Raw genomic sequence first — 25,319 nt, 5'->3', positions numbered from 1 at the left:
TGCACCCCCCGCACAATGTCAGGACGCGTCACATTCAACACCTCATTGCAACCCTCATGACCATCGAAATCATCGAGCGTGGGGTCATAGGCCTGCAACATCGTCCCCATGGCCCCGTCCGCGACGATCACACGCTCGGACATGGCCTGCCTGAAGGACGCTGCGTTATTCATGCGCACAAGCCTAGCGGGAGCCATGGCGCGACCGCCCGGAGCCGGGGGCGGACGGGCCGGTGATCGCGACCGGCGAACCGGCGCCGTTCCACCGGCCCCTGCGGGCTCCCTCGGCCCTCTCGGTGACACCGGGCACCCCTCAACGAATAGGCTTGGTCGGGTACAAGGCCGCCGCCGGCGGCCGTTCGAGATCGCGCCGGCAGTCGCGTGCGGTCTCGGCCAGGCAGCAAGGAGGCGGCGCGTGATCGAGCTCGAAGGACTTCCCGAGCTCGTCGACCCGGTGCTGATCGCCGCGTTCGAGGGGTGGAACGACGCGGGAGAGGCGTCGAGCGGCGCTCTGGCGCATCTCGAGTCGGAGTGGAAGGCGACCCCTCTGGTCGAGCTCGACCCCGAGGACTACTACGACTTCCAGGTGACCCGCCCGGTGGTCGAGCTGGGCGACGGCGTGACGCGGTCGATCATCTGGCCGACGACGCGGCTGCTGGTGGCGCGCCCGCCCGGCAGCGAGCGCGACGTGGTGCTGCTGCGCGGCATCGAGCCGAACATGCGCTGGCGCACGTTCTGCTCCGAGATCGTGGCCATCTGCCTGGAGCTCGGCGTCGAGACCGCGGTGCTGCTCGGCGCGCTGCTCAACGACTCCCCGCACACCCGGCCGGTCCCGATCGTGGGGTCGGTGAGTGATCCGGGGCTCGCGCGCGCTCTCAATCTCGAGCTCACCCGCTACGAGGGCCCGACGGGCATCGTCGGGGTCCTCCAGCACACCCTCGGGGCGGCCGGCACCAAGACCGTCTCCCTGTGGGCGTCCGTTCCGCACTATGTCGCCCAGCCCCCCAACCCGAAGGCCACGCTCGCCCTGCTGCGCCGCATCGAGGACCTTCTGGACATCCCCATGCCGCTCGGCGAGCTGCCCGAGGAGGCGCAGGCCTGGGAGCACGGGGTGGACGAGCTCGCCTCGCAGGATTCCGAGGTGGCCGAGTACGTCCGCGAGCTCGAGGAGCGCAAGGACGCCGCCGACCTGCCGGAGGCCAGTGGCGACGCGATCGCGGCGGAGTTCGAGCGCTACCTGCGGCGGCGCGACCACGACGACGACGGCGGCTGACGCGAACCGGAGAAAGTGCGCATATATCAACATTGGTCGTGTCGGCCCCGATAAACCGCATTTCGCATGCTTCTCGTTATTCGCTACGGCGGGCGCGGCTTTCTGGTAATAATTGGCCGCTGCGCCCCTTCCGCACCATTGATCCCGGGCGGCACCACGCGGGCGGCAACGATTCGATAACGGGGACGGGCACGAATCCGCGAACATCGTGAACGGCGTCGACCGCGTGCTGAACCTACACATGTGACTGCGCACCTTGGGACCCCCATGGCGACTCCATATCCTGATCCGCACAAGAGAGCACAGGAGACGCGGCGACGCGTCCTCGAGATGTCGGTGTTCATGAAACGGAACGAGGCGGGCGACGACGCCCGCATCCGGGACGACGCCGGCCGCACCGGCGACGCCCGCCCCTACCCCCAGCTACGCGGCACGACCCCCGCCCAGGCCGTCGAGACGTTCCTCGCCCTCCTGCAGGACCGTCTGCCGGTCTGGCTGCACACCCTCGACGACCTGATGAACATGGCCGGCAAGGGACGGGTGAACGACAACCTGCTGCCGGTGGCCCGGGCCGGCATCGACTACTACGCCGAGGTCCAGGCCGCGGCGATGCCCGCGTTCATCTCCCCCTCGATCACCGTCCGCTTCCGCGAGGCCCTGCGCGAGACCCAGCTCGGGCCCGCCTCCGAGATCGCCCCGCTCGCGGAGTACCTGGAGGCCGAGCGCGGTCTCGGCCGGGTGGCGCCGGACGTCACCCCCGAGGCGAGCGCCCGCCTGCTGCTGGCCGGGTGTTTCCGGCACGCCTACTACGAGATGCTCATCGGCGCCGGCTCGGGCCTGTCCCGCGACGACGGCGCGGTGGAGATCGTACGGGAGCTGCGGCTGGAGGCCGTCACACCCCGGGCGCCTGCGCTCTCCTGAGCACGCCGGCCGCCTGCCCGCCGCCCGCGGGCGGCCGGGGCACCGGCACGCCGGTCCGGACGGCGGCCTCGTCGAACCTGTGCCAGACCAGCGCGGCGAGGTCGTCGTCCGCGCCGAGCGGCCGGCTCACCACGTCGGCCCCGGCGGACTCCAGACGGCTCTGGAAGAACCCGGGGGCCAGGAGGTAGGAGGCGAGCACGACGCGGGGCGCCGGGCCCGAGCGCAGGCGCTCCATGGCCTGCGCCAGGGACGGGGCCGCCGCCGAGGCGAACGCCGCCGTCACCGGGCGGGCCAGCCGCACCGACAGCAGCCGGGCGGCCGCGCGCACGTCGGCGACCGCCGCGGGATCGGAGGACCCGGCGGCGCCGAGCACGACCGCGTCGGTGGGCCGCAACCCGGCGGAGGCCAGCCGACGGGCGAGCACCGAGGTCAGCAGCGCGTGCGGGCCGAGCGGGCGCGCCACCAGCGCGTCCGGCCGCGCCCGCGCGACCACCGCGGGCAGGTCGATGTGGACGTGGTAGCCGCCGGCCAGCAGCAGGGGCACCACGACCACCGGCCCCGGGACGCGCGGGAGGATCTCGGCGAGCGGCGGGGAGCTGATCTCCAGGTACGCCTGTTCGACGCGCCGCCCCGGGCGCGCGCGCCGCACCCGCTGTGCCAGGGCCGCCAGCGTGGCCTCCCCCTCGGCGCTGCGGGTGCCGTGGGCGGCCAGCACGAGCGTCATCGGGCCTCCGGCCGGTCGCAGGCCAGGCGGTAGCCGCGTTTGACGACGGTCTCGACGATGCCCGAGGGGCCGAGGGCGCGGCGCAGGCGCGTGACGGCCATCTCGACCGCGTGCTCGGCCGAGTCGCGGGAGGGGCCGCCGGGCAGGACGACGCGCAGATCGGAGCGGGGGACGACGTGGCCGGGCCGTTCGGCCAGGCGCTTGAGCACCGCCATCGGGGCGGGCGGCAGCGGCCTGAGCTCTCCGTCGACGGCGACTGCGTGGCCGCGGATCTCCAGTTCGTGGGCGCCGGCGGTGACCCGGGTGACGCTGTGCGCGGGCAGGTGCCTGGCCAGGGTGCGGGCCAGCGAGCCGAGCCGCGAACGCTCCGGCTGGATGACCGGCACTCCCCTGGACACCAGCGGCGCCGCGGTCACCGGGCCGACGCACGCGGCCACCACCGGGCCGCCGAACGCTTCGACCAGCGCCTCCTCCAGTCCCTCGGCGCGGGCGGCGTTCAGCATGGCCAGCACGGCGGGGGCGCTGGTGAAGGCGACGGCGTCCACCGCCCCGGAGATCGCCTGGGTGATCAGGCGGCGCAGCGGCGAGGGGTCGCGGTAGGGCAGCCAGCGGTAGACGGGCACCTCGATGACGGTGGCGCCGGCCGCGCGGAGGTCGGCGACGAACCCGGTCAGCGGCTCGCCGTGCAGTTGCACCACGATGCGCCGCCCGCGCACGTCCTGGCCGAGGAGGTAGTCCTTGATCTCCTCGCAGGACTCGGTCGGCGGCGTCCAGTGGTCGTTGAGCCCTGCGGCGCGCACGGCCCCGCGCGCCTTCGGCCCGCGGGGCAGCAGGCGCGCCTTGGCGAGGTGGTCTGCCAGGTCGACCGACAGCCCCCACCCCTCGGCCGCCGCCACCCAGCCGCGAAAGCCCACACCGGTGGTGACCACGACGTCGTCGACCGGGCCTTTCAGGCATTCCCGGGTGGCGGCCAGCAGGTCGGCGTCCTCGGCGAGCGGCACCAGCCGGATCGCGGGCGCGCGCACCACGCGGGCGCCCCGCCGTTCGAGCAGGGCCGCGAACTCCTCCTTGCGGCGGGTCGCGGTCACCCCGATCGTGAAGCCCGCCAGGGCGTCGGGGGCCGTCTCCGGCGCCACCATGGGGTCCTCCAACAGGGCCGCCGTCATGCCACTCTCACTTCGACCGTGCCGCGCGCGACACGGACGGGGTAGATCGGCAGGGCCGTCGCCGGGTCGTCCAGGCACACGCCGGTGGTCAGGGAGAACGGCTGCTTGTGCATGGGGGCGGCGACGACGGGCTCCTCGCCGCGGGTTCCGACGATGCCGCGGGAGATCACGTACGCCCCGCTGTAGGGGTCGCGGTTGCCGACGGCGAACAGGCGTCCGTCGAAGGTGCGGAAGATCGCGATCTGGTGGCCGCCGACCAGGGCCGCGGCGCCCCTTTCGGGTAGCAGGTCCGTGTAGGCGCAGATCGGCTCCCACGTGGTGCCGGTGCTCGCCTGAGTCGCCGGGCCGTTCTGGATGATCGTCATGCGCGTGTCACCTCCAGGAGGACGGGCTTGATCTGGTCGCGTTCGGTCTCGAACACGATGGACGGGTCAGGGGTGTCGGGGGCGTTGACGAAGCTGACGAACCGGCGCAGCTTGTCGGGGTCGTCGACCGTGGCGCGCCACTCGTCGAAGTAGCCGGCCACGTGCCGCTCCATCCCGGCGTCGAGATCGGCGCAGATCCCGAGCGAGTCGTTGATGATCACGTCGCGGAGGTAGTCGAGGCCGATGCCCTGCAGCCAGGTGGAGGTGCGCTGGAGGCGGTCGGCCGTGCGGATGTAGAACATCAGGAAGCGGTCGATGGCGCGGATCAGCTCGTCGTCGGACAGGTCGCTCGCCAGCAGGTCGGCGTGGCGGGGCTTGAAGCCGCCGTTGCCGCCGACGTAGAGGTTCCAGCCGTTCTCGGTGGCGATGATGCCGAAGTCCTTGCCGCGCGCCTCGGCGCACTCGCGGGCGCAGCCGGACACCGCCGCCTTGATCTTGTGCGGGGAGCGCAGTCCCCGGTAGCGCAGTTCGAGGGCGATGGCCATGCCCACCGAGTCCTGCACGCCGTACCGGCACCAGGTGGACCCGACGCAGGACTTCACGGTGCGCAGCGCCTTGCCGTAGGCATGCCCGGACTCGAACCCGGCGTCGACCAGCCGCTTCCAGATCTTGGGAAGCTGCTCCACTCTGGCGCCGAACAGGTCGATGCGCTGCCCTCCGGTGATCTTGGTGTAGAGGCCGAAGTCGCGGGCCACCTCGCCGATCACGATGAGCTTCTCGGGCGTGATCTCGCCGCCGGGGATGCGCGGCACGACCGAGTAGGTGCCGTTGCGCTGGATGTTGGCCAGGAAGTGGTCGTTGGTGTCCTGCAGCGCGGCCTGCTCGCCCTCCAGCACGTGCCCGCCGTTGAGCGAGGCGAGGATGGAGGCCACCGCCGGCTTGCAGATGTCGCAGCCGCGTCCCTTGCCGTGCTCGGAGATGAGCTGGGAGAAGGTCGTGATGCCGCGGACCCGGACGATGTCGAACAGCTCAGGCCTGCTGTACTCGAAGTGCTCGCACAGCGCCTTGCTGAGCGCGACGCCCTCGGAGGCGAGGATGGAGGCCAGCGCCGGCACACAGCTGCCGCAGCTGGTGCCCGCGCGGGTGCACTTCTTGACCCCGGCGACGTCGGTGAGCCCCATCTCGGTGATGGCGGCGCTAATCTGCCCCTTGGTGATGTTGTTGCACGAGCAGACCTGCGCGTCGTCGGGGAAGTCGGCGCCCGACATCCCCGCGCCTCCGGCCCCGGCGAACAGCAGGTCGCTCGGCGGGGCGCTGAGCTCCCTGCCGACCATCGGCCGCAGCAGGCTGTAGGGGGTGGCGTCGCCGACGCAGATGCCGCCGAGCAGCGTGCGGGCGTCGTCGCTGATGAACAGCCTCTTGTAGACGCCGGCCACCGGGTCCATGTAGGTGACGTCGAGCGCGCCGGACAGTTCCCCGAAGCTGGCGACGTCCACGCCGAGCAGCTTGAGTTTGGCCGACAGGTCTCCACCGGTGAAGGCGGAGACGCCGCCGAGGATGCGGTCGGCGGCCACCTCGGCCATGGTGAAGCAGGGGGCGACCAGGCCGTACACCATGCCGCCCACCAGGGCGCACTCGCCGATGGCGTAGACGGCCGGGTCGGCGGTGCGCATGCCCTCGTCGACGACGACGCCTCCCCGATCGCCCACGGGCAGCCCCGCCCCGCGGGCGAGCTCGTCGCGCGGCCGGATGCCCGCGGAGAACACCACCACGCCGGCGTCGATCTCTGTGCCGTCGGCCAGGACGACCTTGCCGGGCTCGATGCGGTTCAGGCCGGTGCCGGTGTGCACGGCCAGGCCGAGCCGTTCGATGTGCCCGCGCAGCACCGAGCCGCCGCCCTCGTCGACCTGGCGGGGCATCAGCCAGCCGCCCATCTCCACGACGTGGGTGGAAAGGCCCAGGCCGCGCAGCGCGTCGGCGGCCTCCAGGCCGAGCAGCCCGCCGCCGACCACCACGCCGGAGCCGGAGGCGGCGCCGGCCGAGGCGGCGCGGATGGCGTCCAGGTCGTCGATGGTCCGGTAGACGAAGGCGTGCTCGGCGCCGGGCACCGGCGGCACGAACGGCGAGGAGCCGGTGGCCAGCACCAGGACGTCGTAGGGCTCCTCGTGCCCGCCGGCGGTGACCGCCACACGGCGGTCGCGGTCGATCGACGCCACCCGGTCGGCCAGCCGCACGGTCGTCGGGCCGCCCGGGTCCGGATAGGTCAGGTCCGCGAGCGACGCGTCCGTGAGGTAGGAGGTCAGCGCCACCCGGTCATAGGCGGGCCTGGGCTCCTCCCCCAGGACGGTGATCGTGCCCGTGAACCCGCGATCGGCCAGGGTCTCCACGAACCGGTGGGCCGTCGGCCCGTACCCCACCACGACGATCCTCACGCGCGGACCTCCTCCTGCTCGCACAGCCAGCCGATGATCCCCTCGACCGCGTCCCGGCAGCTCCCGCAGCCGGTCGTGGCCCTGGTGGCCGCCGCCACCGCCGCGGTGTCGCGCGCGCCCGCCTCCCAGCAGGCGCGGATGCGGCCCTTGGTCACGTTGTTGCACTCGCACACCCGCGCGGAGTCGGGCATGCGCACCGGGCTGTCGGCCGGCGTCGCGTGCTCCACCGACGAGGGGAACAGCAGCCCGGCCGGGTCGCCGGGCAGCGGCCCGCCCCGGTCGTACAGCTGGGTGAGCGTCCCCACGGTCGGCGCCTCGCCCAGCAGGATCGCCCCCACCAGCCGGTCGTTCCTGATCACGAGCTTGCGGTAGATGCCGCGCGCCCGGTGGGTGAAGCGGACCACCTCCACCTCTCCCGAAGGGTCCTCGTTCAGGTGCGCCTCTCCCATCGAGGCGAGTTCGACGCTTCTGGCCTTGAGCCGGGTGACCAGGCGCGAGCCGCGGTACCTGGCGGCGCGGTCGGCGCCGGTGATCAGGTCGGCGACCACGGCGGCCTGCTCCCAGGCGGGGGCCACCAGCCCGTACACGGTGCCGTCGTGCTGGGCGCACTCGCCGATCGCGTAGATCGCCGGGTCGGAGGCGCGCATGTGGTCGTCCACGACGACGCCGCGGTTGACCTCCAGGCCGGCGTCCCTGGCGAGGGAGACCAGCGGCCGCACGCCGCAGGCGAGCACCACCAGCTCCGAGGCCAGGACCTCCCCGGTGGCCAGTTCGACGCCGTGCGGGTGGATCGCCGTCACCTGGACGGCGGTCCTGACCGTCACCCCGAGCCCGGCCAGCGCCTCACCGAGCACCAGGCCGGCCTCGGCGTCGAGCTGGCGGTCCATGAGGTGGCCGGCCAGGTGCAGCAGGGTGACCGGCATCCCGCGCCCGGCCAGGCCGCGCGCGGCCTCCACGCCGAGCAGGCCGCCGCCGACCACGATGGCGCCGGTCGCGGTGGCCGCCGCGGCGAGGATGCGGTGGCAGTCGTCCATGGTGCGGAAGGCGATGGCCCGGTCGGCGCCCGGGATGGGCGGCACGACCGGCTCGCTGCCGGTGGCCAGCACCAGCACGTCGTACGGCTCGGCCGCGCCGTCGTCGGTGCGGACGGTGCGGGCCTTTCGGTCGATGGCGGTGACCGTGACGCCGAGCCGGGTGGTCACCCCGTCGGGCTGGGCCGGCAGCCGCACCTGCTCGGGGCTCGCGGTGCCGGCGAGCACGTTGGACAGCAGGACCCGGTTGTAGGGCCCGCGGGTCTCGGCGCCGAACACCGTGATCCGGATGTCCTTGTCGCGCGCCCTGACCTCGTCGGCCAGGCGGGCCCCGGCCATGCCGTTGCCGATGACGACCAGCCTCACGTGTTCCTCCCCCGATCGGCCCGCGGCGCCGTGGTGGCCCGCGGGTCAGCGCCGTCACGCTCGGGCGGTCCCTCATCGGACCGCTCGACCCGCACGGCGCAGACCTTGAACTCCGGCATCCGGGACGTCGGGTCCAGGGCCGGGTTGGTGAGGCGGTTCACGCCCTCCCAGTGGAAGGGCATGAAGACCGTGTCGTGCCGGATGGCGCGGGTGACGCGGGCGGCGGCCCGTGCCGAGCCCCTGCGGCTGGTCACCACGACCATGTCGCCGGAGACGACGCCGAGGCGCTCGGCCAGGTCGGCGTGCAGCTCCACGTAGGGCTCGGGGGCCGCCTCGTTCAGCGCCCGCACGCGCCGGGTCTGCGCGCCGCTCTGGTAGTGGGCGAGGACCCGGCCGGTGGTCAGGTAGCAGGGGTAGTCGTCGTCGACGTCCTCGGCCACCGGCCGGTGGTCCACCGGAACGAACCTGGCTCGGCCGTCCGGGGTCGGGAAGCGGTCCAGAAAAGGGCGCGGGGTCCCGGGGTGGTCCTCGGAGGGCGCGGGCCAGAACACGCCGGTCTCGCGGGCGATGCGCTCGTAGGTGATGCCGGCGTAGTCGGCGACGCCGCCCGCGCTGGCCCGGCGCAGCTCGTCGAACACCGTGCGCGGGTCGTCGGAGAAGCCCTCCTCACGGCCGAGCCGCGCGGCCAGCCCGGCGAGGATGGCCAGGTCACTGCGCACCTCGGGCGGCGGGGTGAGGGCCTGCCTGCGCAGCAGCACCCTGCCCTCCAGGTTGGTCATGGTGCCGTGCTCCTCGGCCCACTGGGTGGTGGGCAGCACGACGTCGGCCATCGCCGCGGTCTCCGACAGCACGAAGTCGGAGACCACCAGCAGGTCCAGCGCCGCCAGCCGCTCGGTGACGTGGGCGGCGCGCGGGGCCGACACCACCGGGTTGGAGCCGAACACCAGCAGCCCTCGGGGCCCGCCGCCGGTGCCGAGCGCGTCCAGCAGTTCGTAGGCCGACCGGCCAGGGCCGGGAAGCTCATCGGGGTCGACGCCCCAGACGGCGGCGACGTGGGCGCGGGCGGCCGGGTCGTCGATCCTGCGGTAGCCGGGGAGCTGGTCGGCCTTCTGCCCGTGCTCGCGCCCGCCCTGGCCGTTGCCCTGCCCGGTGATGCAGCCGTACCCGGAGCCCGCGCGGCCGGGCAGGCCGAGGGCCAGGGCGAGGTTGATGAACGCGGTGACGGTGTCGACGCCCTTGGAGTGCTGCTCGGCGCCCCTGCCGGTGAGGATCATGGCCTTGCGGGCGGTGCCCAGCAGCTGGACCGCCTGGCGCATCGAGGCGACCGGCACCCCGGTGATCCGCTCGACGCGCTCGGGCCACCACGCGGCCACCGACTCGCGGACCGCGCCGAACCCGGTGGTGCGGGCGGCGATGTAGTCCTGGTCGGCGTACCCCTCGGTGATGGCGATGTGCAGCAGGCCGAGGGCGAGCGCGAGGTCGGTGCCCGGGGTCACCTTCAGGTGCAGCGCGGCCTGCTTGGCCGTGCGGGTCTGCCGGGGGTCCACCACGATGAGCGTGTCGCGCAGGTGCCGCAGGAAAGGGGGCATGGTCTCGGCGACGTTGCCGCCGGCCATCATCACCACGTCGGCCTCGGCGATGTCGGTGATCGGGAACGGCAGCCCGCGGTCCATGCCGAACGCGCGGTTGGTGGCGGCGGCGGCCGAGGACATGCAGAAGCGGCCGTTGTAGTCGATCTGGCTCGTGCGCAGCGCCACCCGGGCGAACTTGCCGAGCTGGTAGGCCTTCTCGTTGGTCAGGCCGCCGCCGCCGAACACCGCCACCGCGTCGCGGCCGTGCTCGGCCTGGAGGGCGAGAACCGCCCCGGCGATGCGGTCGAGCGCCTCCTCCCAGCTCACCGGCGAAAGCGGCGCGGTGCGGCTCGCGCGGGCGAGCGGCGTGGTCAGGCGCACGCCGGAGGTCAGCAGCTCGGCCGCCGTCCAGCCCTTCTGACAGAGCCCTCCGCCGTTGGCCGGGATGTCATGGCGCGGGGTGACGGTGAGCGTGCCGCCCGCCTCCCGGCCGGACCCTCCGCTGACGTACATGCCGCACTGCAGGGCGCAGTACGGGCAGTGCGTCGCCTCTCCCAGGTGGACCGGCGTCATCACAGACGCCGGTGGGGAAAGTGAGGTCGGCATGGGTTCGATGGTGCTTTCAGGCCGTTTCACCGTTGGGTCCCTCCTGTTACCTCTGTGCTACAAGCCGCCAACCGTGTTCACATCGGGCGCGGGCCCGGTGTGCGCACCTCGCGGTGTCCGGACGGTGCGCGCCGGCACGGCGGCGGCACGGCGCGGGCACGGCGGGGGCATGACGCCCTCACGCGCGGGCCCGGGCCGCGCCGGCGCTCCCCCGGCGCGGCCCGGGCTTTCCCCCCCGGACGCGGGCTCTAGACGCGTGCGGTGGCCAGGCTCGGGGCCAGCCGCGCCCCCACCGTGCGCAGGTAGCAGAACCAGGTCAGCCCCGCGCACAGCACGTAGAAGCATGCGAAGGCGATCAGCGCGGCGCCCGCGCCGCCGGTCGCGGCGATCGAGGTGCCGAACCCGCGGTTGATGAAGAACCCGCCGAACGCGCCGACGGCCGAGATGATGCCGACGGCGGCGGAGCTGTCGCGCTTGCCGGTGGCCAGGGCGGCCTCGTAGGCGGCGCCGTCCTCCGGCGAGATCCCCTCGACGGCCTTGGCGCGGAAGATGGCCGGGATCATGCGGTACGTCGAGCCGTTGCCCACGCCGGTCAGCGCGACCAGCACCAGGTAGGAGACGAAGAAGAAGGCGAAGCTGTGGGTGGAGACCCCCACTCCGACCAGCGCGACGGCGACGCCCATGGCGCCGAAGTTCCACAGGGTGACCCGCCCGCCGCCGAGCCGGTCCGACAGCCTGCCGCCGACCGGCCTGATCAGCGATCCCACGAGCGCTCCGAGGAAGGCCCAGGTGACGGTGGAGACGTGCTCGGGGAACTGGCTCTTGATGAGCAGCGGGAAGGCGGTGGTGTAGCCGATGAAGGATCCGAAGGTGCCGATGTAGAGGAAGGACATGATCCAGGTCTGCGCGCGGCCGGCGATCTTGAGCTGGTCCCTGGCGCTCGCCCTGGCGGTCGCGAGGTTGTCCATGAAGAAGAACGCGCCCAGGGCGGCCAGGACGATGAACGGCACCCAGAACAACCCGGCGGCGGCCAGCCCGAACCCGGTGATCACCAGCGGCATGACCAGCTGCACCGAGCTGACGCCGATGTTGCCGCCGGCGGCGTTGAGGCCGAGCGCCCAGCCCTGCCTGCGCTCGGGGTAGAAGTAGGTGATGTTGGCCATGCTGGAGGCGAAGTTGCCGCCGCCGAGCCCTGCCGTGGCCGCGATGAGCAGGAAGGCCCAGTACGGCGTGCCGGGGCTGCTCACCGCGACGGCCAGCAGACAGGCGGGGATGAGCAGCAGCAGTGCGCTGACGACCGTCCAGTTGCGGCCGCCGAACTTGGCGGGCGCGAAGGTGTAGGGCAGCCGCAGGGTGGAGCCGACGAGGTTGGGCACCGAGACCAGCCAGAAGAGCTGGTCGGTGGAGAACTTGTAGGAGCCGAGCTTGACGGCGACGATGCTCCAGACGGTCCAGAGGGTGAAGCCGAGGTGCTCGGCCAAGATCGAGAAGAGCAGGTTCCTGCGGGCGACGCCCTTGCCGCGGCCGTCCCAGAAGCCGGGGTCGTCCGGCCGCCAGTCGGTGATCCAGCGGCCTCTCGCCGCCGCGGTACGGGTTGCCTCCGTCACCGTCACGGTTCCTCCTTCGTATGCTCCGGGGGTCGGGAGGCTCCGAAGGTAACGAGCGGGATCACACCACCCGGCGACGAATGTCAGATATTGGGGTTACTTCCGACGCACGGGCGAAACATGTGATGCACAGGCATCACGACGGCAACATCGAATTAACAAAGATTGCCTGAGCGGCCGATCGGGCATTGTTTCCGGGAAACCTTCACACAGTGTCGTCACCCACGGGAGCGGGCATGACCGGCGTCCGGCAGATCAGGCTCTTCTCCGACCCGGTGCTGCGCGCGGTGGCACAGCCGGTGACGAGCTTCGACCGCTCGCTGCGCGACCTGGTCAAGGCCCTGCAGGCGACCACCCGGGCGGGGTCGGGACGGGCCGGGCTCGCCGCGCCGCAGATCGGGGTGTCGCTGCGCGTGCTGACGTTCGAGCTGGACGGCAGGGCCGGCCACCTGGTGAACCCGCGCCTGGAGCTGTCCGAGCGCACCGTCGTCGCCGACGAGGCGTGCCTGTCGGCACCGGGCCTGTGGTGGCCGCTGGAACGCTCCTATTCGGTCGTCGCCCGCGGGCGTGACATGTACGGCAAGCCGGTGACGGTGCGCGCGCTCGGCATGCTGGCCCGGGTGCTGCAGCACGAGGTCGACCATCTCGACGGCATCCTGTTCCGCGACCGCCTCACCGAGGAGGAGCGCGCGCGGTTCGACGCCGCCATGGCCTGAGCCGCCCCGCGCCGCCGCATCGGCACACGATCCAACATCTGGGGCCCTATGTCCCTTTTTTCCGGCAACGCGTGTTCTGTCGGAATGTGGCCGGGTAGGGCAACCGACGATCCGGAAGCGCGCCCGAGCCGAGCCGCTTCCACATCGGGGGCGTCCCGCTTCCCGCACATACCGAACCGGCGCCAGGCCGGATCCTCCATCCCCGGGCGGGGCACCGGAGGCGGCTCGCCGGGCGGATCCCGAGACGGGAAGCCGGAGAAGGAGGCAATCGTGACAGGCGGACTGAAAGTGGCCCTGGCCGTCGCCCTCGGCTATTTCCTCGGCCGGCACCGCAGGTTCAAGCTCGCGGTCGCTCTCGGGGTGGCGGGCGCCACGGGCAAGCTCGGGGGCGCGCGCGGCAACCTGATCGAGCAGGGGCTGAAGCTCGCGAGCTCCTCCCCCGAGCTGGAGAAGATCGTCAACAGCGTCCGGGGCGAGCTGTTCGAGGCCGGCAAGGCCGCGGCGAAGGCGGCGGCGAGCAGGCAGGTCAGCTCGCTGAGCAGCAAGCTGCAGGACCGGGCCGAGGCCCTCCAGCACGCGGCCAACGTGGCGGCGGGCCTGGAGGAGGAGGTGACCGGCACCGCCGGAGAGGCCGCCAAGACGGCGAAGGGCGGGGTCACCAGCCTGCGCGAGCGGGCCGCCGGCGGCCTGCGCACCGCCAGGTCGCGGGTGCGCCGCCCCGCCGAACGGGCGCCGGAGGAGGACCTGGAAGAGGAAGAGCCGTACGAGGAGGACTACGAGGAGCAGGACGAGTACGAGGAGGAGCCGCCCCCTCGGCGCAGGCCGCCGCAGGACCGGGGCCGGCCCGCCGGGCGCGACACGCGGCGCCCCGCGCCCGAGGAGGAGGAGCCGGAGGACGACGACGAACCCCGGCCGCGCGGCCGAGTCGTCCGCGACCAGCCGCCGCCGCGCTCGCGGCCCGTCCACCGCACCCGGGGGTGAGCCTCCATGGCGGAACCGAGAAGGGAAGGCCCCGGCGCCGCCGCGGCGAACCCGATCAAGAGCCAGATGCGCGGCCTCGCCGGCGTCGCCGGGAAGCTCGCCCTCGCCGCCGTGCGGCGCCGGGTGGAGAGCACCACCCGGCAACTGACGGACTTCGCCGAGAACGGCGGGATGCGCACCATTGGACAGCTCGCCGGGGGCGAGGGCAAGTTCGGCCGGGTCAAGGGGCTGGCCAAGCTCGCGTTCGGGGGGCTGAAGAAGAAGCTCGGCTTCGGCGGGCGCGGCGCCAAGGGCAAGAAGCTCAAGTTCCACAACATCATCGAGTCGCTCGACTTCGGCGCCCCGGTCCGCGTGGTCTACAACCAGTGGACGCAGTTCCAGGACTGGCCAAACTTCACCAAGAAGGTGGAGAAGGTCGTCCAGGAGAGCGACGAGAAGCTCACCTGGCAGGCGAAGATCTTCTGGTCGCGCCGCACCTGGCAGTCGACGATCACCGAGCAGGTGCCCGACGAGAAGATCATCTGGCGCTCGCAGGGCGCCAAGGGCTACGTGGACGGCAGCGTCACCTTCCACGACGTCACCCCTGACATGACAAGGGTGCTGCTGGCGCTGGAGTACCACCCCAAGGGGTTCATGGAGCACATCGGCGGCATCTGGCGGGCGCAGGGCCGCAGGGCCCGCCTGGAGTTCAAGCACATCCGCCGGCACGTCATGAACGAGGACCTGCTCCATCCGGAGGAGGTCGAGGGGTGGCGGGGCGTCATCCACGAGGGCGAGGTGGTCAAGGACCACGAGACCGCCATGCGCGAGGAGGAGGAGCGCGAGGAGCGCGAGCGCCGCGGCGAGCGCGAGCCCGAGGAAGCCGAGTACGAAGAGGGCGAAGAAGGCGAAGAGGCCGAGTACGAAGAGGGCGAGGAGCCCGAGGAGGCCGAGGCCGCCGAGCGGGGCGAGGAACCCGAAGAGGGCGAAGAGGAAGAGCCCGGGGAAGAGGAGGAGCCCCGGGGCCGCCGCGAGGAGGAGCCCCGTCGCGGACGCCGGACGGCGCGGGCCGAAGAAGAGCCCGAAGAGGAGCCCGAGGAGCCCGAGGAGGAGCCGCGGCGCGGACGGCGCGCGGCGGAGGCCAGGCGTGAGGGGGCCGGCGAGGAGCGCCGCAGGCGGCGGCTTCCCTGGGGCCCCAGGCGGCCGGAGGAGGCGCGCCGGAGCCCGGCCGCCGAGCCGCGCGGCCGGGCCCGCCGGGCGGAGCCCGCCGAGGAGGAGGAACCGGAGCCGCCCGCGCGCCGGCGCGGCACCGAGGCAGGCGGGCGCGGGGAACCCCGGGCGCGGCGGCGCCCCGAGGGCGAGGAGTCCGGGCGCGCGGGCCGGCGCGGATCGGCTCGCGAGCCGAGGGACACAGGCCGGTGACCGGCAGCGAGGAGTGGAGCGTATGACCATCGTGCAGCCCTCGGGCGGCGGCCCTGCCGGCCGGCCGAACTCATCGGGCGGCGGACTCGCCGACGTGATCGACACGATCCTCGACAAGGGACTGGTGATCGACGCCTACGTCAGCGTCGCGCTGGTGGGCATCGAACTGCTGACCATCAACGCGCGCATCGTCGTCGCCAGCGTGGACACCTACCTGCGGTTCGCCCAGGCGGTCAACCGGCTGGACATCTCGGAGGGCCAGAAGGGGCTTCCCGAGCTCATGCAGGACATGACGACGGGCGTGGCCAGGTCCAAGACCAAGGGCATCGCCCAGGGCGCCCTGGAGGCGGCGGGCGAGAAGCTGCGCGACTTCATCACCGAGTCCGACGAGCAGCCCGCGCCCCGCAGGCGCCGGCGTGAGGAGTACTGAGATGGCCCGTTCCACTTCCGGCCCCGCCGCCACCGGATCCGAGCAGGAGGCCCCGCAGGCCACCGGCCGCCGGCCCGGCGGCGCCGTGCAGGACGCGGACACGCGCGCGACGGGTCACGCCACCGAGGAGGCCTCCGACCGGGCCGCCGCCGGCGCCTCCGGCGCCTCCGCGAGGGCGGGCGAGCGGACCGGCGTCCCGGAGCAGCGGCAGGAGCGCGCGACGGCGTCCTACATCTACGGCATCCTGCCCTCCGACGTCGAACTGACCCCCGAGCCCCGCGGGGTGGGCGACCCGCCCGGAGAGATCGCCCTGGTACGTCACCGCGACATCGCCGCCCTGGTCAGCGAACTGCGCCTCACCCGCCCGCTCGGCAGGCCTCAGGACCTCGTCGCCCACCAGAACCTGCTGGACGACGTGGCCGCCGAGGTGCCGGTGCTCCCCCTGCGCTTCGGCGCGGTGATGGAGAGCCCCGAGGCGATCGTCTCGGAGCTGCTGACCCCCCATCACGACCGCTTCCGCTCCGCGCTGGAGGAACTGGAGGGACGCGTCCAGTTCGTCGTCAAGGGCCGCTACGAGGAGGGCACCGTCCTGCGCGAGGTGCTGGCCGAGGAGCCCGAGGCGGCCCGGCTCCGCGAGGAGATCCGCGGCCTGCCCGAGGAGGCGACCTGGGACGCGCGGATCCGGCTCGGCGAGATCATCAACCGGGCCGTCGAGGTCAAGAGGGACGCCGACACCCAGGCGCTCGCCCAGGGACTGGCCCCGCACGCGGTCGCGGTCGTCATCAGGGAGCCGACCCACGAGGAGGACGCCGCCCACCTGGCCGTGCTGGTGGAGACCGACCGGCAGGAGGAGTTCGAACAGGCCCTTGAGGAGTTCGGCCGCCGCTGGGCCGACCGCGTCACGCTGCGTCTGCTCGGCCCGCAGGCGCCCTATGACTTCGTCGACACGCAGGGATGAAGGTGCTTGGACGATGGGCCTGGTCAAGCTGCTGTTCGGCTGGCCGCTCGCGCCGGTGGAGGCGCTGATCCGGCTCGGTGAGCTCATCGAGGAACAGGTGGAGCACCAGTTGCGCGACCCGGCGGCGGTGCGGCGGCAACTGGAGGAGGTGGAGGAGGCGCGGGCCGCGGGCCTGATCACGGAGGAGGAGAGCGCCCACGCCACCGAGGAGATCCTGCAACGGATGATCGGCTAGCGGGGTGACCGCCCGCCATCGCCGGGTGGCCGCCCTTCCGGCCCCGACCGGGGTGCGGCCGGCCGCACCGGCTCCGGGCGCCGGGGGAGCAAGGAGGTGATGTCGTGCCGGGCAGCCGCAGACCCCGCGACCGGCGGGCCGGTGCCGGTGAGGACCGCTACGCGTACGACCCGGCCCGCGAGAACGCCAGGGACGACGGGGAGTACACCGGCCACACCCGGTACACCGGCCCCGCCGACTCCACCGAGGACATGGACGGCATGGGCGACGTAGACGACGCGGCCGACGTGGATGACGTGCATGACGTGCATGACATGCATGACATGGACGATATGGACGACATGGACGATATGGACGACGCGGGCTATGCGGGCGCGGGGGACGGCTACGGCCGCTACGGCGAGGAGGAGGACGCCCCCCGGGGGACGCGGCGTCCCGCCAGGAGGGCCGGGACGGCCGGGACGGTCAGCGGGCCCAGGACGTCCCGGCGCCTGACCGCGGCCACGGCCGGCCGCGCCGGGCTGGACTACATGGCGCAGCTCACCGGCAAGGACGTCGAAGGCGTCACGCTGGTGAAGCCGGCGGGCGACGGCTGGACCGTCGAGGTGGAGGTGGTCGAGGACCACCGGATCCCCTCCTCTGGCGACACGCTGGCGATCTACGCCATCGACCTCGACTCCGAGGGGGATCTGGTGTCCTACCGGCGGGTGCGCAGCTACAAGCGCGCCAAGGGCGACACGGGCGGGGTGTACTGACATGTCCGAACCGATGTCATCCGGGCGGGTGATGTCCCCGTACGGCGGCCCGCAGCGGGCGCCGGTCCGCGACTCCGGCGGCAACCTCGGCGACATCCTGGAGCGCGTGCTCGACCGCGGCGTGGTGATCGTGGGTGACATCCGCGTCAACCTGCTGGACATCGAGCTGCTCACGATCAAGCTGCGACTGCTGATCGCGTCGGTCGACACGGCCAGGGAGCTCGGCATCGATTGGTGGGAGCACGATCCGTGGCTCAGCTCGGGCGACCGTGACCTGGTCGAGGAGAACCGCCGCCTGCGCCGCCGCCTCGCCGCGGCCGAGGGTGAGCCCCTTCCCGCGGAGTCCGGCCGGTCCGGCCGCGAGAGGGAACGCCTCGCCGCCGGCGACCGGATCGCCCTGGAGGACGACCGGGCACTGGCGGAGGATCGCTGGGAGGAGCCGGAGCCCCGCCGGACGGCGCGCCCAGGCCGGAGACGGGCGCCCGGCGCCGCCAGGGGGCCGCGCCCGGACGTCCCTGCCGAGGAGGAGCACGGTGGCTGACACGGGGACCTACCTGTACGCGATCACCCGCGCCGGTGACGGCCCCGGCCCGGAGGTGCTGGAGGGCCTGAAGGGCGTGGCCGGGGCTCCCGTGCGCGCGCTGGAGGGCTCCGGGCTGGCCGCGTACGTGAGCACGGTGCCGCTGGAGGAGTTCGGGGAGGGGCCGTTGCGGCGTTCGCTGGAGGACCTGGACTGGGTGGGCGAGACGGCCCGCGCGCACCACCGCGTTGTGGAGGCCGTGGCCGGGGCCGCCCGCTCGGCCGCCCCCGTGCGGCTGGTCACGGTCTACAGCGGCGACGAGCAGGTCCGCGACCTGCTGGACCGGCGGGGCGACGAGTTCGCCTCCGTCCTGTCGCGCGTCGCCGGCCGCCAGGAATGGGGGGTCAAGGCTTACGCCCACCGCCCCGCCCAGCCTTCGGCGGCGCCTGCCGCGCCGGCGGGCCGCGGCGCGGCGGGGGCGGCCAGGCCGGGGACGGAGTACCTCAGGCGCCGCAAGGCCAGCCTGCGCGACCGTGATGACGCCTGGCGCGAGGCCGCCGAGCGGGCCGAGATGATCCACGGCACGCTCGCGGAGATGACGGTGGCCAGCACCCGCCACCGTCCGCAGGACCCCCGGCTGTCGGGACGCGACGACTGGATGCTGCTCAACGGCGCCTATCTGGTGGAGAACGACCGGCGCGCGGAGTTCGCCGCCGCGCTGGACGCCTTCCGGGGACCGGAGATCGACATCGAGCTCACCGGCCCCTGGGCGCCGTACTCCTTCACCGCCCTGGAGACGGCCGGCGGCGGCATGGACGACACCTACGACCCCGAGGGCCCCGGCCCCACCGAGGGCCACGACGCCCCAGACCCGCACGACGCCCCCAACCCGCGCACCCGTGACCGGTCGTCGGGGCGCCGCGGCGGGGCGGAGGGATCCCATGGTCGGTGAGTCGACGTCCCGTGGCGCCGAACTGGCGGAGCAAGGACGGCTGCCCGCCGAACGCGTCGCGCTGGTGGACCTGCTGGACCGCCTGCTCGCCGGGGGCGTCGTGATCACCGGCGACCTGGTGCTGTCCATCGCCGACATCGATCTGGTGCGCATCTCGCTGCGGGCGCTGATCATGTCGGTACGGGCGTCCGAGCCGCTGGGGATCGGAGTGGGACATGAGCCGCCGGCACCGTGACCCCGCCCAACCGGCGGCGACCGGCGCGGCGACCGGCGCGGGGACCAGCGCGGGGACCGGCGCGGGGACCAGCGCGGGGACCGGCGCGGGGACCGAGGCCGCGGGGACCGGAGCCGGGCCCTACCGGGAGCCGGGCCGGTCGCGGTCGGGGCCGTGGCGGCTGGACACCGACCCCGAGACGGTGGAGCGGGACCTCACCCGCCTGGTGCTGACCCTCGTGGAGCTGGTGCGGCAGCTCGTGGAGCGCCAGTGCGTGCGCCGGATGGACCAGGGCGACCTGTCCGACGACCAGATCGAGACGCTGGGCCTGACGCTGATGCGCCTGGAGGAGGCGATGACCGACCTGTGCGAGCGCTTCGACCTGTCACCGTCGGACCTGAACCTCGACCTCGGCCCGCTCGGCACCCTGCTGCCCACCGACTGACAGCGCAGCGCCGCCTGTTCACCGGGTCTGGCGCCGTAGCCGGCGCCGACATCGCCGCACCACGACCCGCCGACCCGGCGCCGATCACCTCCAGCACACCGGGATGCAGAGCCGCACCCGGTGAACGTGTGAGATCACCGCACCAGGTCGGCGCCACCGGCGAAGCTTGCCAGGTCGGCGTGACCGGCCGGGCTTGCTGGGTCGGCGCCGCTGGCGGGGTTTGTCAGGTGGGCGTGGCCGGGGGGTGGGGTGGGTCAGAGGGCGATGCCGAGGAGGGTGTCGGTGGTGGCTCGGACGAGAGCGGGGGCGTCGGGGTCCTCGCCCTCCGCCGCGAGGGCCCGGGTCGCCCAGGCGTCGATGATCTCGAGCGCGCCGGGCGCGTCCAGGTCGTCGGCCATCCGCTCGCGGACGCCCTGGAGCACCGGCCCTGCGTCGGGGCCCGCGGGGCGGTCGACGGCCGAGCGCCAGCGGGCCAGCCGCGCCGTCGCGGTGTCGATCTGGTCGCCGGTCCACTCCCAGTCTTCGCGGTAGTGGTGGGCGAGCAGCGCCAGCCGCACCGCCATGGGGCCGTGCTCGGCGCGCAGCCGGTGCACGAAGACCAGGTTGCCCCGCGACTTGGACATCTTCTCGCCGTCGAGGCCGACCATGCCCGCGTGCACGTAGGCTCGGGCGAAGGGCCACTCTCCTGTGGCGATGTGCCCTTCGCTGGCGCCCATCTCGTGATGCGGGAAGATCAGGTCGGTGCCGCCGCCGGAGACGTCGAACCCGCTGCCGAGGCGGTTCAGCGCGATCGTGGTGCACTCGACGTGCCAGCCGGGACGGCCGGGGCCGAGCGGCGAGGGCCAGGACGGCTCGCCGGGACGCCGGCCCCGCCACAGCAGCCAGTCGAGCGGGTTGCGCTTGCCCGGCCGGTCGGGGTCGCCGCCGCGCTCGGCGAACAGCTCCAGCATCCGCTCCTCGGAGTAGCCGGAGACGGCGCCGAACTTGGGGGCGGCGGCGACCGAGAAGTAGACGTCGCCGTCCACCTCGTAGGTGGCGCCCTTGTCCTTCAGCCGGCCGATGAGCTCGGCCACCTGGTCGACGACCTCGGTGACGCCGACGTAGTCGTCCGGCGGGATGATGCGCAGCGCCTCCATGTCGGTGCGGAAGAGCTCGATCTCCTTGGCGGCCAGCTCCTGCCAGTCGACGCCGGTCTGCTGGGCGCGTTCGAGCAGGGGGTCGTCCACGTCGGTGGCGTTCTGGGTGTAGTGCACGGCGTGGCCGGCGTCCCGCCACATCCTGCCGGCCAGGTCGAAGGCGAGGTAGGTGTTGGCGTGCCCGAGATGGGTGGCGTCGTAGGGCGTGATGCCGCAGACGTACATCCGCGCCGTGGGCCCCGGGGAGGTCTCTCTGACCCCCCGGGCCGAGGTGTCATGGAGCCGGAGCGGGAGACCGGCGCCGGGCAGCGAAGGGATCTCGGGAGCAGACCACGATTGCATGTCCTGAGCCTATCCATGCGGCCGAGTGGTGCGATCACCCCGGGGTGTCCGATTTGAGGCACTGGTGCCGCACGGGAACGATGACACAAAACCGTACTTCGTACCGTTCCAACGTGGCAGAATCTTGCCGCCGTGGGTAGAGGGGGCGCCGGCACCTGTCCGTCCGCACGCCTAGGGAGAGATCGATTGCCGCCGTCACGGCCCTTGGGGCCCACCGATCCCCCGACCATCGCCTCCTACCGGGTGACGGGACGGATCGGCGAGGGCGGCCAGGGCATCGTGTACGCCGCCGAGACCGAGTCCGGCGCGCGGGTGGCGGTGAAGCTGCTGCACCGGCGCTTCTCCGACGAGGAGCAGGTGCGGCGCTCGTTCGGCGTCGAACTGCGCCGCGCCCAGCGGGTGACCGGCCCGCGCGTGGCCCGCGTCCTGGCCTACGGCCTGCACGACGGGCGGCTGTACTACGCCAGCGAGTACGTCGACGGAACCTCCCTGTGGGAGGTCGTCGAGCGTCAGGGTCCCCGCTCGACGGAGGAGCTGTCGCAGATCGCGCTCGGCACGCTGACGGCGCTGACGGCCATCCACCAGGCGGGGGCGGCGCACGGCGACTTCGGGCCGTCGAGCGTGCTGCTCGGCACGCAGGGCCCGCAGGTCATCGACTTCGCCATCGGCCGGGTGCTCGAACGCCCGCTCGCAGCGGGCGGGTTCGCGGGCGCGTCCCCGTTCAGCGCGCCCGAGCACCTGGCGGCCACGATCCCGGGCCCCGAGAGCGACATGTTCGCCTGGGCGGGCATGATCGTCTACGCGGCGACCGGCCGGGCGCCGTTCGGCCAGGACTCGGTGCCCGCGGTGGTCAACCGCATCCTGAACGGCGTGCCCGACCTGTCCGCGCTGAGCGGGACGCTGCTGGACGCCGTCACCGCCTGCCTGGACCGGAACCCGGCCAGGCGGCCGGCAGCGCGGGAGCTGCTGGCCCGGCTGGAGGGCGTCGACCTCGGCCCCTCGCCTCGGGTCACCCCCGCGCCGCAGGGCCCCGCCTGGACGCCCGGCGCTCCCCCGCCGGCGCCCGGGCCCGGGGCGCAGCCCGCCTACGGGGGGCCGATCCCGCTGAGCCCGCGGCCCGCCATACCGACGCCGGGGCGATCCGCGCAGGCACGCCCGCCCGGCCCGCCGCCGCAGGCCGGGCTGCCGGGCGGGCCGCCTTCGTCGCCGGCCTTTCCTGCCGCGTCGCAGGCCGGTGGCGCGCTGCCGTCGCCGGGCGGCGACCGGCTCTCCCCGGACCCGGCCGCGACCGGCCCCATCCCCCCGCTCGGACCGGGCCGGCCGGTCACCGGCCAGAGCGCCGGCCAGACCGCCGGTCATCCGGAATTCCCGACCGGCGCGGACCGGGCCGGCGCGGCAGCGGCCCCGGCATGGCATCTCGGCCCGCCGGGCGAGGGCGGCACGCCGCCCAACCCGGGCGACCGGCGCCCGCTCGCCCGGGAGCGGCTGCGGGGGCGCCGCGACCGGGTGATCGCGGCGGTGGCCGGGGTGGTCGCGCTGGCCGCCGCCGTCGCGATCGTCTCCACCGCCTCCGGCGGGGGGCCGAAGACCCAGTCTCCCGGGGCGGCGCCGCCGCCCCCGGCGCCCGCCACCTCGTCGAACTCGCTGATCCCCGGCGAGACGTCCTCCCCGCCGGTGACCGACGCCCCCACCCCGATCCCCTCGCCGGCCAGAACGACGCCGAAGCCGAGCGACAAGCCGGAGCCGACCCCGCGCACGCCGCCGACGATGGCGGCCAGGCCGCTGCTGCGGGTCAGCCCGGCCCGCATCCGGGTCGCCTCGGACTACATCTCCTACGTGAACATCAAGCTGCGGGCGCCGCGCGGGGCGGTGACCTGGCGCGCCTCCATCAGCGAGGGCGGCGTGCTCAGCACCACGCGCGGCCGCATCAGGGCGGGCAGCTCAGCGACGATCACCGCTTACGGCACCCCGTACTGCAGCACGTCCAAGGTCCGCTTCACCTCCAACGGGGGCAGCAGGACCGTGACGATCATCTGGGGCGGGATCCTGTGCTGAGCGGGACCCGGTACCAGGATGCGGAGTCGCCGGGGCGCGGGCAGAAGTCGTAGCGCGGCTCCCCGGCGCCGAGGGCGACCAGGGTGATCGACGAGGTGCCCCACACGCGCCCGTCCGGCAGCTCCCGGCGGACCACCAGCGCCCTGGGGTCGGAGACCTCCAGCCCCGCCCCCGAGGCCAGCCGCCGCCACCGCTCCCATGCCGGCTCGTCGGCGCCGCGCGCCGACGGGCGCGCGGCCGAGGCGAAGCGCGGCCGGAAGAACGCCACGCGGGGGTCGGCGTCGTCGCTCTCCCAGCCGCTGTTGACCACGATGTGGGTGCCGGCGGGGAAGGTGGCCTCGCTCACGCCGTGGCCGTCCCAGCTCCACAGCCGCACGCCGCCGGGGTCGGCGACGAGCAGGTGGAAGGGGTCGTAGCAGGACAGGTCGCCGTCGGGCGGCCCGCCCTCGGCCGCCGCCTTCAGCGGCAGGTCGCCGCGGGACCTGCGGATCGGCTCGGGCGCCGCGTCGCCGCACCCGTTCAGCAGCGCCGCGACCCGCGGGCCGCCGGGGTCGACGGCCAGCCAGGTGCCGCCGGCCAGAAGGTCGCGCCCGCCGACCAGGGCGGGGTACCGCGGCCAGTGCGCCGCGGGCGGCTCCCAGGGCCGGGTCAGGATCTCGTCCCGCACCCCGGCCAGCACCACCGGAGTCTCCGCGCCGGGTTCGACGCTCACGATGACCGTGCACACGCCCGTTCCCTCCATACCGGTAGAGATGGACATATCTCACGAAGGGTACGGCCCCGGCGGGACGACTAGATGGGCGGCCAGGGAATCGCGGGCCAGTCCTCCGACGGGGAGGGGTGGACGCCGGTGCTGAGCAGGCGGCGCACGCGATCCCAGGTGGCCTCGACCTCGGGGAGCGTCAGCAGCTCGCGCAGCCGCCGGCCGAGCCGGCCCCGCTCGATGTCGCGCTCGAGGCGGGCCAGGACGTTCACCGCCTCGCGCGGCAGGGGCTTGCCGCGCCACTGCCACAGCACGGTGCGCAGCTTGTCCTCGGCGGAGAAGCAGACGCCGTGGTCGACGCCATAGATGTGCCCGTCGGGCAGGGGAAGCAGGTGGCCGCCCTTGCGGTCGGCGTTGTTGACCACCGCGTCGAAGATGGCCATGCGGCGCAGCGCCGGGTTGCGGCCGCGGATCAGGGCCATGAGGTCGGTCTCGGGGTCGGTGTCGATCCACAGCTGGCACATGCCGGGGCCGAACGGCCCCTCGCGGTAGACGCTCGGCGGCACGATGCGCCAACCGGTGGCCGCCGAGACCTCGAAGGCGGCGACCTCGCGCGCGGCGAGCGTGCCGTCAGGGAAGTCCCACAAAGGACGCTCGCCCCTGACCGGCTTGTACACGCACTCGGCGACGACCCCGTCCAGGCGGATCGAGCAGTAGAGCGTCATGTTGGTCGCCTCGACCAGCCGGCCGGCGACCTCGATGGTGCCCTCGCGAAGCAGGCGCAGGGCGGTGACGTCGTCCAGCCCGGACGCGCCGGGGATGCTGCTGAGCCGGGGGTCGCTCTCTGCACTCACGTGCGGTCCCCCCGGTGGCCGTTGAGACGCACGCAGATGTGCCCGTCGGCGTCCAGTGGCTGCCCGCACAGCGGGCAGGGCGGACGGCCCGCCGCGACGATCTCGAGTGCCCGCTGGGTGAACGCGCGGGCCTCGGCGGCGGTGATGTGCACGCGCAGGACGGCGGAGTCGGGACGGTCGTCGTCGATCGTCTCTTCTTCCTCTTCCTCGTCGTCGACCTCTTTGGCCTCGATGACCACCTGGGAGGTGTCGGGGTCCCACGCGAGGGCCATGGTGCCGACTCGGAAGTCCTCATCGATGGGCAGGTCGAGGGGGGCCTTGTCGGAGAGCTCGACCGGCGCCATCGCCGGCACCGGGGCGGTGCCGCCGCTGCGGCGCAGCACCTCGTCGAGCAGCTCGTCGAGGCGATCGGCCAGCACCGCCACCTGGAACTTCTCCAGGCCCACGGTCGTCATGCGCCCCTGACCACGGGCTTGCAGGAAGAAGGCGCGTGACCCCGGTTGCCCAACGGCACCGGCCACGAACCTCTCTGGCGGATCGTAGTCGAAGACCGGCATAGCC

Annotated in this window: 25 protein-coding genes and 1 pseudogene; 14 read left to right on the top strand and 12 right to left on the bottom strand. The window is 73.5% G+C overall.

Going from position 1 to position 25,319, the window contains the following annotated elements:
- A partial coding sequence (locus ABZT47_RS22590) for a homocysteine S-methyltransferase family protein (protein WP_354845286.1) occupies positions 1-143 on the bottom strand: 143 nt, incomplete at its 3' end.
- A 271-nt stretch (positions 144-414) separates the two neighbouring features.
- On the opposite strand from ABZT47_RS22590, the gene ABZT47_RS22585 reads away from it, so the two are divergent.
- Together ABZT47_RS22585 and ABZT47_RS22580 are read left to right on the top strand one after the other, a co-directional pair.
- The gene (locus tag ABZT47_RS22585) at positions 415-1,272 is read left to right on the top strand and encodes a PAC2 family protein (RefSeq protein WP_354845267.1); all 858 of its coding nucleotides are present in this window, start codon (positions 415-417) and stop codon (positions 1,270-1,272) included.
- A gap of 342 nt (positions 1,273-1,614) precedes the next feature.
- A complete protein-coding gene (locus ABZT47_RS22580; protein WP_354845264.1) occupies positions 1,615-2,193 on the top strand; it encodes a hypothetical protein in 579 nt (192 codons plus the stop codon).
- Here the strand turns inward: ABZT47_RS22580 and ABZT47_RS22575 are convergent.
- The 7 genes from ABZT47_RS22575 to ABZT47_RS22545 all read right to left on the bottom strand — a co-directional run bounded on the left by ABZT47_RS22575 (position 2,165) and on the right by ABZT47_RS22545 (position 12,067).
- Positions 2,165-2,917, bottom strand: coding sequence for a CbiX/SirB N-terminal domain-containing protein (locus ABZT47_RS22575; RefSeq protein WP_354845261.1), 753 nt, complete (start codon positions 2,915-2,917; stop codon positions 2,165-2,167). The genes ABZT47_RS22580 and ABZT47_RS22575 overlap by 29 nt on opposite strands.
- Positions 2,914-4,083 (bottom strand): uroporphyrinogen-III synthase, encoded by a 1,170-nt coding sequence (locus tag ABZT47_RS22570; RefSeq protein ID WP_354845258.1) that lies wholly within the window; start codon positions 4,081-4,083, stop codon positions 2,914-2,916. The genes ABZT47_RS22575 and ABZT47_RS22570 overlap by 4 nt, the downstream gene beginning before the upstream one ends.
- Positions 4,080-4,448, bottom strand: coding sequence for a nitrite reductase small subunit NirD (nirD, locus tag ABZT47_RS22565; protein WP_354845256.1), 369 nt, complete (start codon positions 4,446-4,448; stop codon positions 4,080-4,082). Before nirD ends, ABZT47_RS22570 begins: the two co-directional genes overlap by 4 nt.
- A complete protein-coding gene (gene nirB / locus ABZT47_RS22560) occupies positions 4,445-6,880 on the bottom strand; it encodes a nitrite reductase large subunit NirB (protein WP_354845253.1) in 2,436 nt (811 codons plus the stop codon). Before nirB ends, nirD begins: the two co-directional genes overlap by 4 nt.
- Positions 6,877-8,277 (bottom strand): FAD-dependent oxidoreductase, encoded by a 1,401-nt coding sequence (locus ABZT47_RS22555; protein WP_354845250.1) that lies wholly within the window; start codon positions 8,275-8,277, stop codon positions 6,877-6,879. Before ABZT47_RS22555 ends, nirB begins: the two co-directional genes overlap by 4 nt.
- Positions 8,274-10,454 carry a molybdopterin oxidoreductase family protein gene (locus ABZT47_RS22550; RefSeq protein WP_354845247.1) on the bottom strand — a complete coding sequence of 727 codons (2,181 nt, stop codon included), beginning with the start codon at positions 10,452-10,454 and terminating at the stop codon, positions 8,274-8,276. The genes ABZT47_RS22555 and ABZT47_RS22550 overlap by 4 nt, the downstream gene beginning before the upstream one ends.
- Before the next feature lie 248 nt (positions 10,455-10,702).
- Complete coding sequence (locus tag ABZT47_RS22545) at positions 10,703-12,067, bottom strand: MFS transporter (protein WP_354845244.1); 1,365 nt, start codon at positions 12,065-12,067, stop codon at positions 10,703-10,705.
- Positions 12,068-12,297: 230 nt separating this feature from the next.
- Here ABZT47_RS22545 and ABZT47_RS22540 point away from each other — a divergent pair, with 230 nt between their 5' ends.
- From ABZT47_RS22540 to ABZT47_RS22490, 11 genes and pseudogenes are all read left to right on the top strand, one after another.
- Positions 12,298-12,777, top strand: a complete 480-nt coding sequence (locus ABZT47_RS22540) for a peptide deformylase (protein ID WP_354845241.1) — start codon at positions 12,298-12,300, stop codon at positions 12,775-12,777.
- 270 nt (positions 12,778-13,047) lie between these two features.
- Complete coding sequence (locus ABZT47_RS22535; RefSeq protein ID WP_354845239.1) at positions 13,048-13,758, top strand: hypothetical protein; 711 nt, start codon at positions 13,048-13,050, stop codon at positions 13,756-13,758.
- Positions 13,759-13,764: 6 nt separating this feature from the next.
- A complete protein-coding gene (locus ABZT47_RS22530) occupies positions 13,765-15,159 on the top strand; it encodes an SRPBCC family protein (protein WP_354845236.1) in 1,395 nt (464 codons plus the stop codon).
- Positions 15,160-15,181: 22 nt separating this feature from the next.
- Complete coding sequence (gvpJ, locus tag ABZT47_RS22525) at positions 15,182-15,589, top strand: gas vesicle protein GvpJ (RefSeq protein WP_354845233.1); 408 nt, start codon at positions 15,182-15,184, stop codon at positions 15,587-15,589.
- Between the two features lies 1 nt (position 15,590).
- Complete coding sequence (locus ABZT47_RS22520; protein ID WP_354845230.1) at positions 15,591-16,547, top strand: GvpL/GvpF family gas vesicle protein; 957 nt, start codon at positions 15,591-15,593, stop codon at positions 16,545-16,547.
- A gap of 13 nt (positions 16,548-16,560) precedes the next feature.
- The gene (locus ABZT47_RS22515) at positions 16,561-16,782 is read left to right on the top strand and encodes a gas vesicle protein GvpG (RefSeq protein WP_354845227.1); all 222 of its coding nucleotides are present in this window, start codon (positions 16,561-16,563) and stop codon (positions 16,780-16,782) included.
- Between the two features lie 104 nt (positions 16,783-16,886).
- Positions 16,887-17,537 carry a gas vesicle protein gene (locus tag ABZT47_RS22510; protein ID WP_354845224.1) on the top strand — a complete coding sequence of 217 codons (651 nt, stop codon included), beginning with the start codon at positions 16,887-16,889 and terminating at the stop codon, positions 17,535-17,537.
- A 31-nt stretch (positions 17,538-17,568) separates the two neighbouring features.
- Positions 17,569-17,853 (top strand): annotated as a pseudogene (gvpJ, locus tag ABZT47_RS22505) (gas vesicle protein GvpJ); the annotation flags it as partial.
- 217 nt (positions 17,854-18,070) lie between these two features.
- On the top strand, positions 18,071-19,009 hold the full coding sequence (locus ABZT47_RS22500) for a GvpL/GvpF family gas vesicle protein (RefSeq protein WP_354845221.1): 939 nt from the start codon (positions 18,071-18,073) through the stop codon (positions 19,007-19,009).
- Complete coding sequence (locus tag ABZT47_RS22495) at positions 18,999-19,244, top strand: gas vesicle protein (protein WP_354845218.1); 246 nt, start codon at positions 18,999-19,001, stop codon at positions 19,242-19,244. Before ABZT47_RS22500 ends, ABZT47_RS22495 begins: the two co-directional genes overlap by 11 nt.
- Complete coding sequence (locus ABZT47_RS22490; RefSeq protein WP_354845215.1) at positions 19,225-19,668, top strand: gas vesicle protein K; 444 nt, start codon at positions 19,225-19,227, stop codon at positions 19,666-19,668. The genes ABZT47_RS22495 and ABZT47_RS22490 overlap by 20 nt, the downstream gene beginning before the upstream one ends.
- A gap of 254 nt (positions 19,669-19,922) precedes the next feature.
- Here the strand turns inward: ABZT47_RS22490 and mshC are convergent, their stop codons facing one another.
- Entirely contained in the window at positions 19,923-21,146 is a 1,224-nt protein-coding gene (mshC, locus tag ABZT47_RS22485) for a cysteine--1-D-myo-inosityl 2-amino-2-deoxy-alpha-D-glucopyranoside ligase (RefSeq protein ID WP_354845212.1), read from the bottom strand.
- A gap of 186 nt (positions 21,147-21,332) precedes the next feature.
- Between mshC and ABZT47_RS22480 the strand changes: the two genes are divergently transcribed.
- Positions 21,333-23,201, top strand: a complete 1,869-nt coding sequence (locus ABZT47_RS22480; protein ID WP_354845209.1) for a protein kinase — start codon at positions 21,333-21,335, stop codon at positions 23,199-23,201.
- Here the strand turns inward: ABZT47_RS22480 and ABZT47_RS22475 are convergent.
- From ABZT47_RS22475 to ABZT47_RS22465, 3 genes are all read right to left on the bottom strand, one after another.
- On the bottom strand, positions 23,176-23,928 hold the full coding sequence (locus ABZT47_RS22475; RefSeq protein ID WP_354845206.1) for an NRDE family protein: 753 nt from the start codon (positions 23,926-23,928) through the stop codon (positions 23,176-23,178). The genes ABZT47_RS22480 and ABZT47_RS22475 overlap by 26 nt on opposite strands.
- 65 nt (positions 23,929-23,993) lie before the next feature.
- Positions 23,994-24,758, bottom strand: coding sequence for an SCO1664 family protein (locus ABZT47_RS22470; protein ID WP_354845203.1), 765 nt, complete (start codon positions 24,756-24,758; stop codon positions 23,994-23,996).
- Positions 24,755-25,315 (bottom strand): DUF3090 domain-containing protein, encoded by a 561-nt coding sequence (locus ABZT47_RS22465; protein WP_354845200.1) that lies wholly within the window; start codon positions 25,313-25,315, stop codon positions 24,755-24,757. The genes ABZT47_RS22470 and ABZT47_RS22465 overlap by 4 nt, the downstream gene beginning before the upstream one ends.
- Positions 25,316-25,319 lie beyond the last annotated feature (4 nt).

The sequence above is a fragment of the Sphaerisporangium sp. NPDC005289 genome, from assembly GCF_040607455.1.
GTDB lineage: Bacteria > Actinomycetota > Actinomycetes > Streptosporangiales > Streptosporangiaceae > Sphaerisporangium > Sphaerisporangium rhizosphaerae.
This window is presented reverse-complemented; position numbering and strand designations above follow the sequence as displayed.

Bases quoted from the DNA above. Each gene is read 5' to 3' on its own strand.
- ABZT47_RS22530 (WP_354845236.1), top strand. From the start codon at position 13,765: ATGGCGGAACCGAGAAGGGAAGGCCCCGGCGCCGCCGCGGCGAACCCG.
- ABZT47_RS22580 (WP_354845264.1), top strand. From the start codon at position 1,615: ATGAAACGGAACGAGGCGGGCGACGACGCCCGCATCCGGGACGACGCC.
- ABZT47_RS22465 (WP_354845200.1), bottom strand. From the start codon at position 25,315: ATGCCGGTCTTCGACTACGATCCGCCAGAGAGGTTCGTGGCCGGTGCC.
- nirD (WP_354845256.1), bottom strand. From the start codon at position 4,448: ATGACGATCATCCAGAACGGCCCGGCGACTCAGGCGAGCACCGGCACC.
- ABZT47_RS22495 (WP_354845218.1), top strand. From the start codon at position 18,999: ATGGTCGGTGAGTCGACGTCCCGTGGCGCCGAACTGGCGGAGCAAGGA.
- ABZT47_RS22520 (WP_354845230.1), top strand. From the start codon at position 15,591: ATGGCCCGTTCCACTTCCGGCCCCGCCGCCACCGGATCCGAGCAGGAG.
- ABZT47_RS22540 (WP_354845241.1), top strand. From the start codon at position 12,298: ATGACCGGCGTCCGGCAGATCAGGCTCTTCTCCGACCCGGTGCTGCGC.
- ABZT47_RS22575 (WP_354845261.1), bottom strand. From the start codon at position 2,917: ATGACGCTCGTGCTGGCCGCCCACGGCACCCGCAGCGCCGAGGGGGAG.
- gvpJ (WP_354845233.1), top strand. From the start codon at position 15,182: ATGACCATCGTGCAGCCCTCGGGCGGCGGCCCTGCCGGCCGGCCGAAC.
- ABZT47_RS22490 (WP_354845215.1), top strand. From the start codon at position 19,225: ATGAGCCGCCGGCACCGTGACCCCGCCCAACCGGCGGCGACCGGCGCG.
- ABZT47_RS22550 (WP_354845247.1), bottom strand. From the start codon at position 10,454: ATGCCGACCTCACTTTCCCCACCGGCGTCTGTGATGACGCCGGTCCAC.
- mshC (WP_354845212.1), bottom strand. From the start codon at position 21,146: ATGCAATCGTGGTCTGCTCCCGAGATCCCTTCGCTGCCCGGCGCCGGT.
- ABZT47_RS22570 (WP_354845258.1), bottom strand. From the start codon at position 4,083: ATGACGGCGGCCCTGTTGGAGGACCCCATGGTGGCGCCGGAGACGGCC.
- ABZT47_RS22515 (WP_354845227.1), top strand. From the start codon at position 16,561: ATGGGCCTGGTCAAGCTGCTGTTCGGCTGGCCGCTCGCGCCGGTGGAG.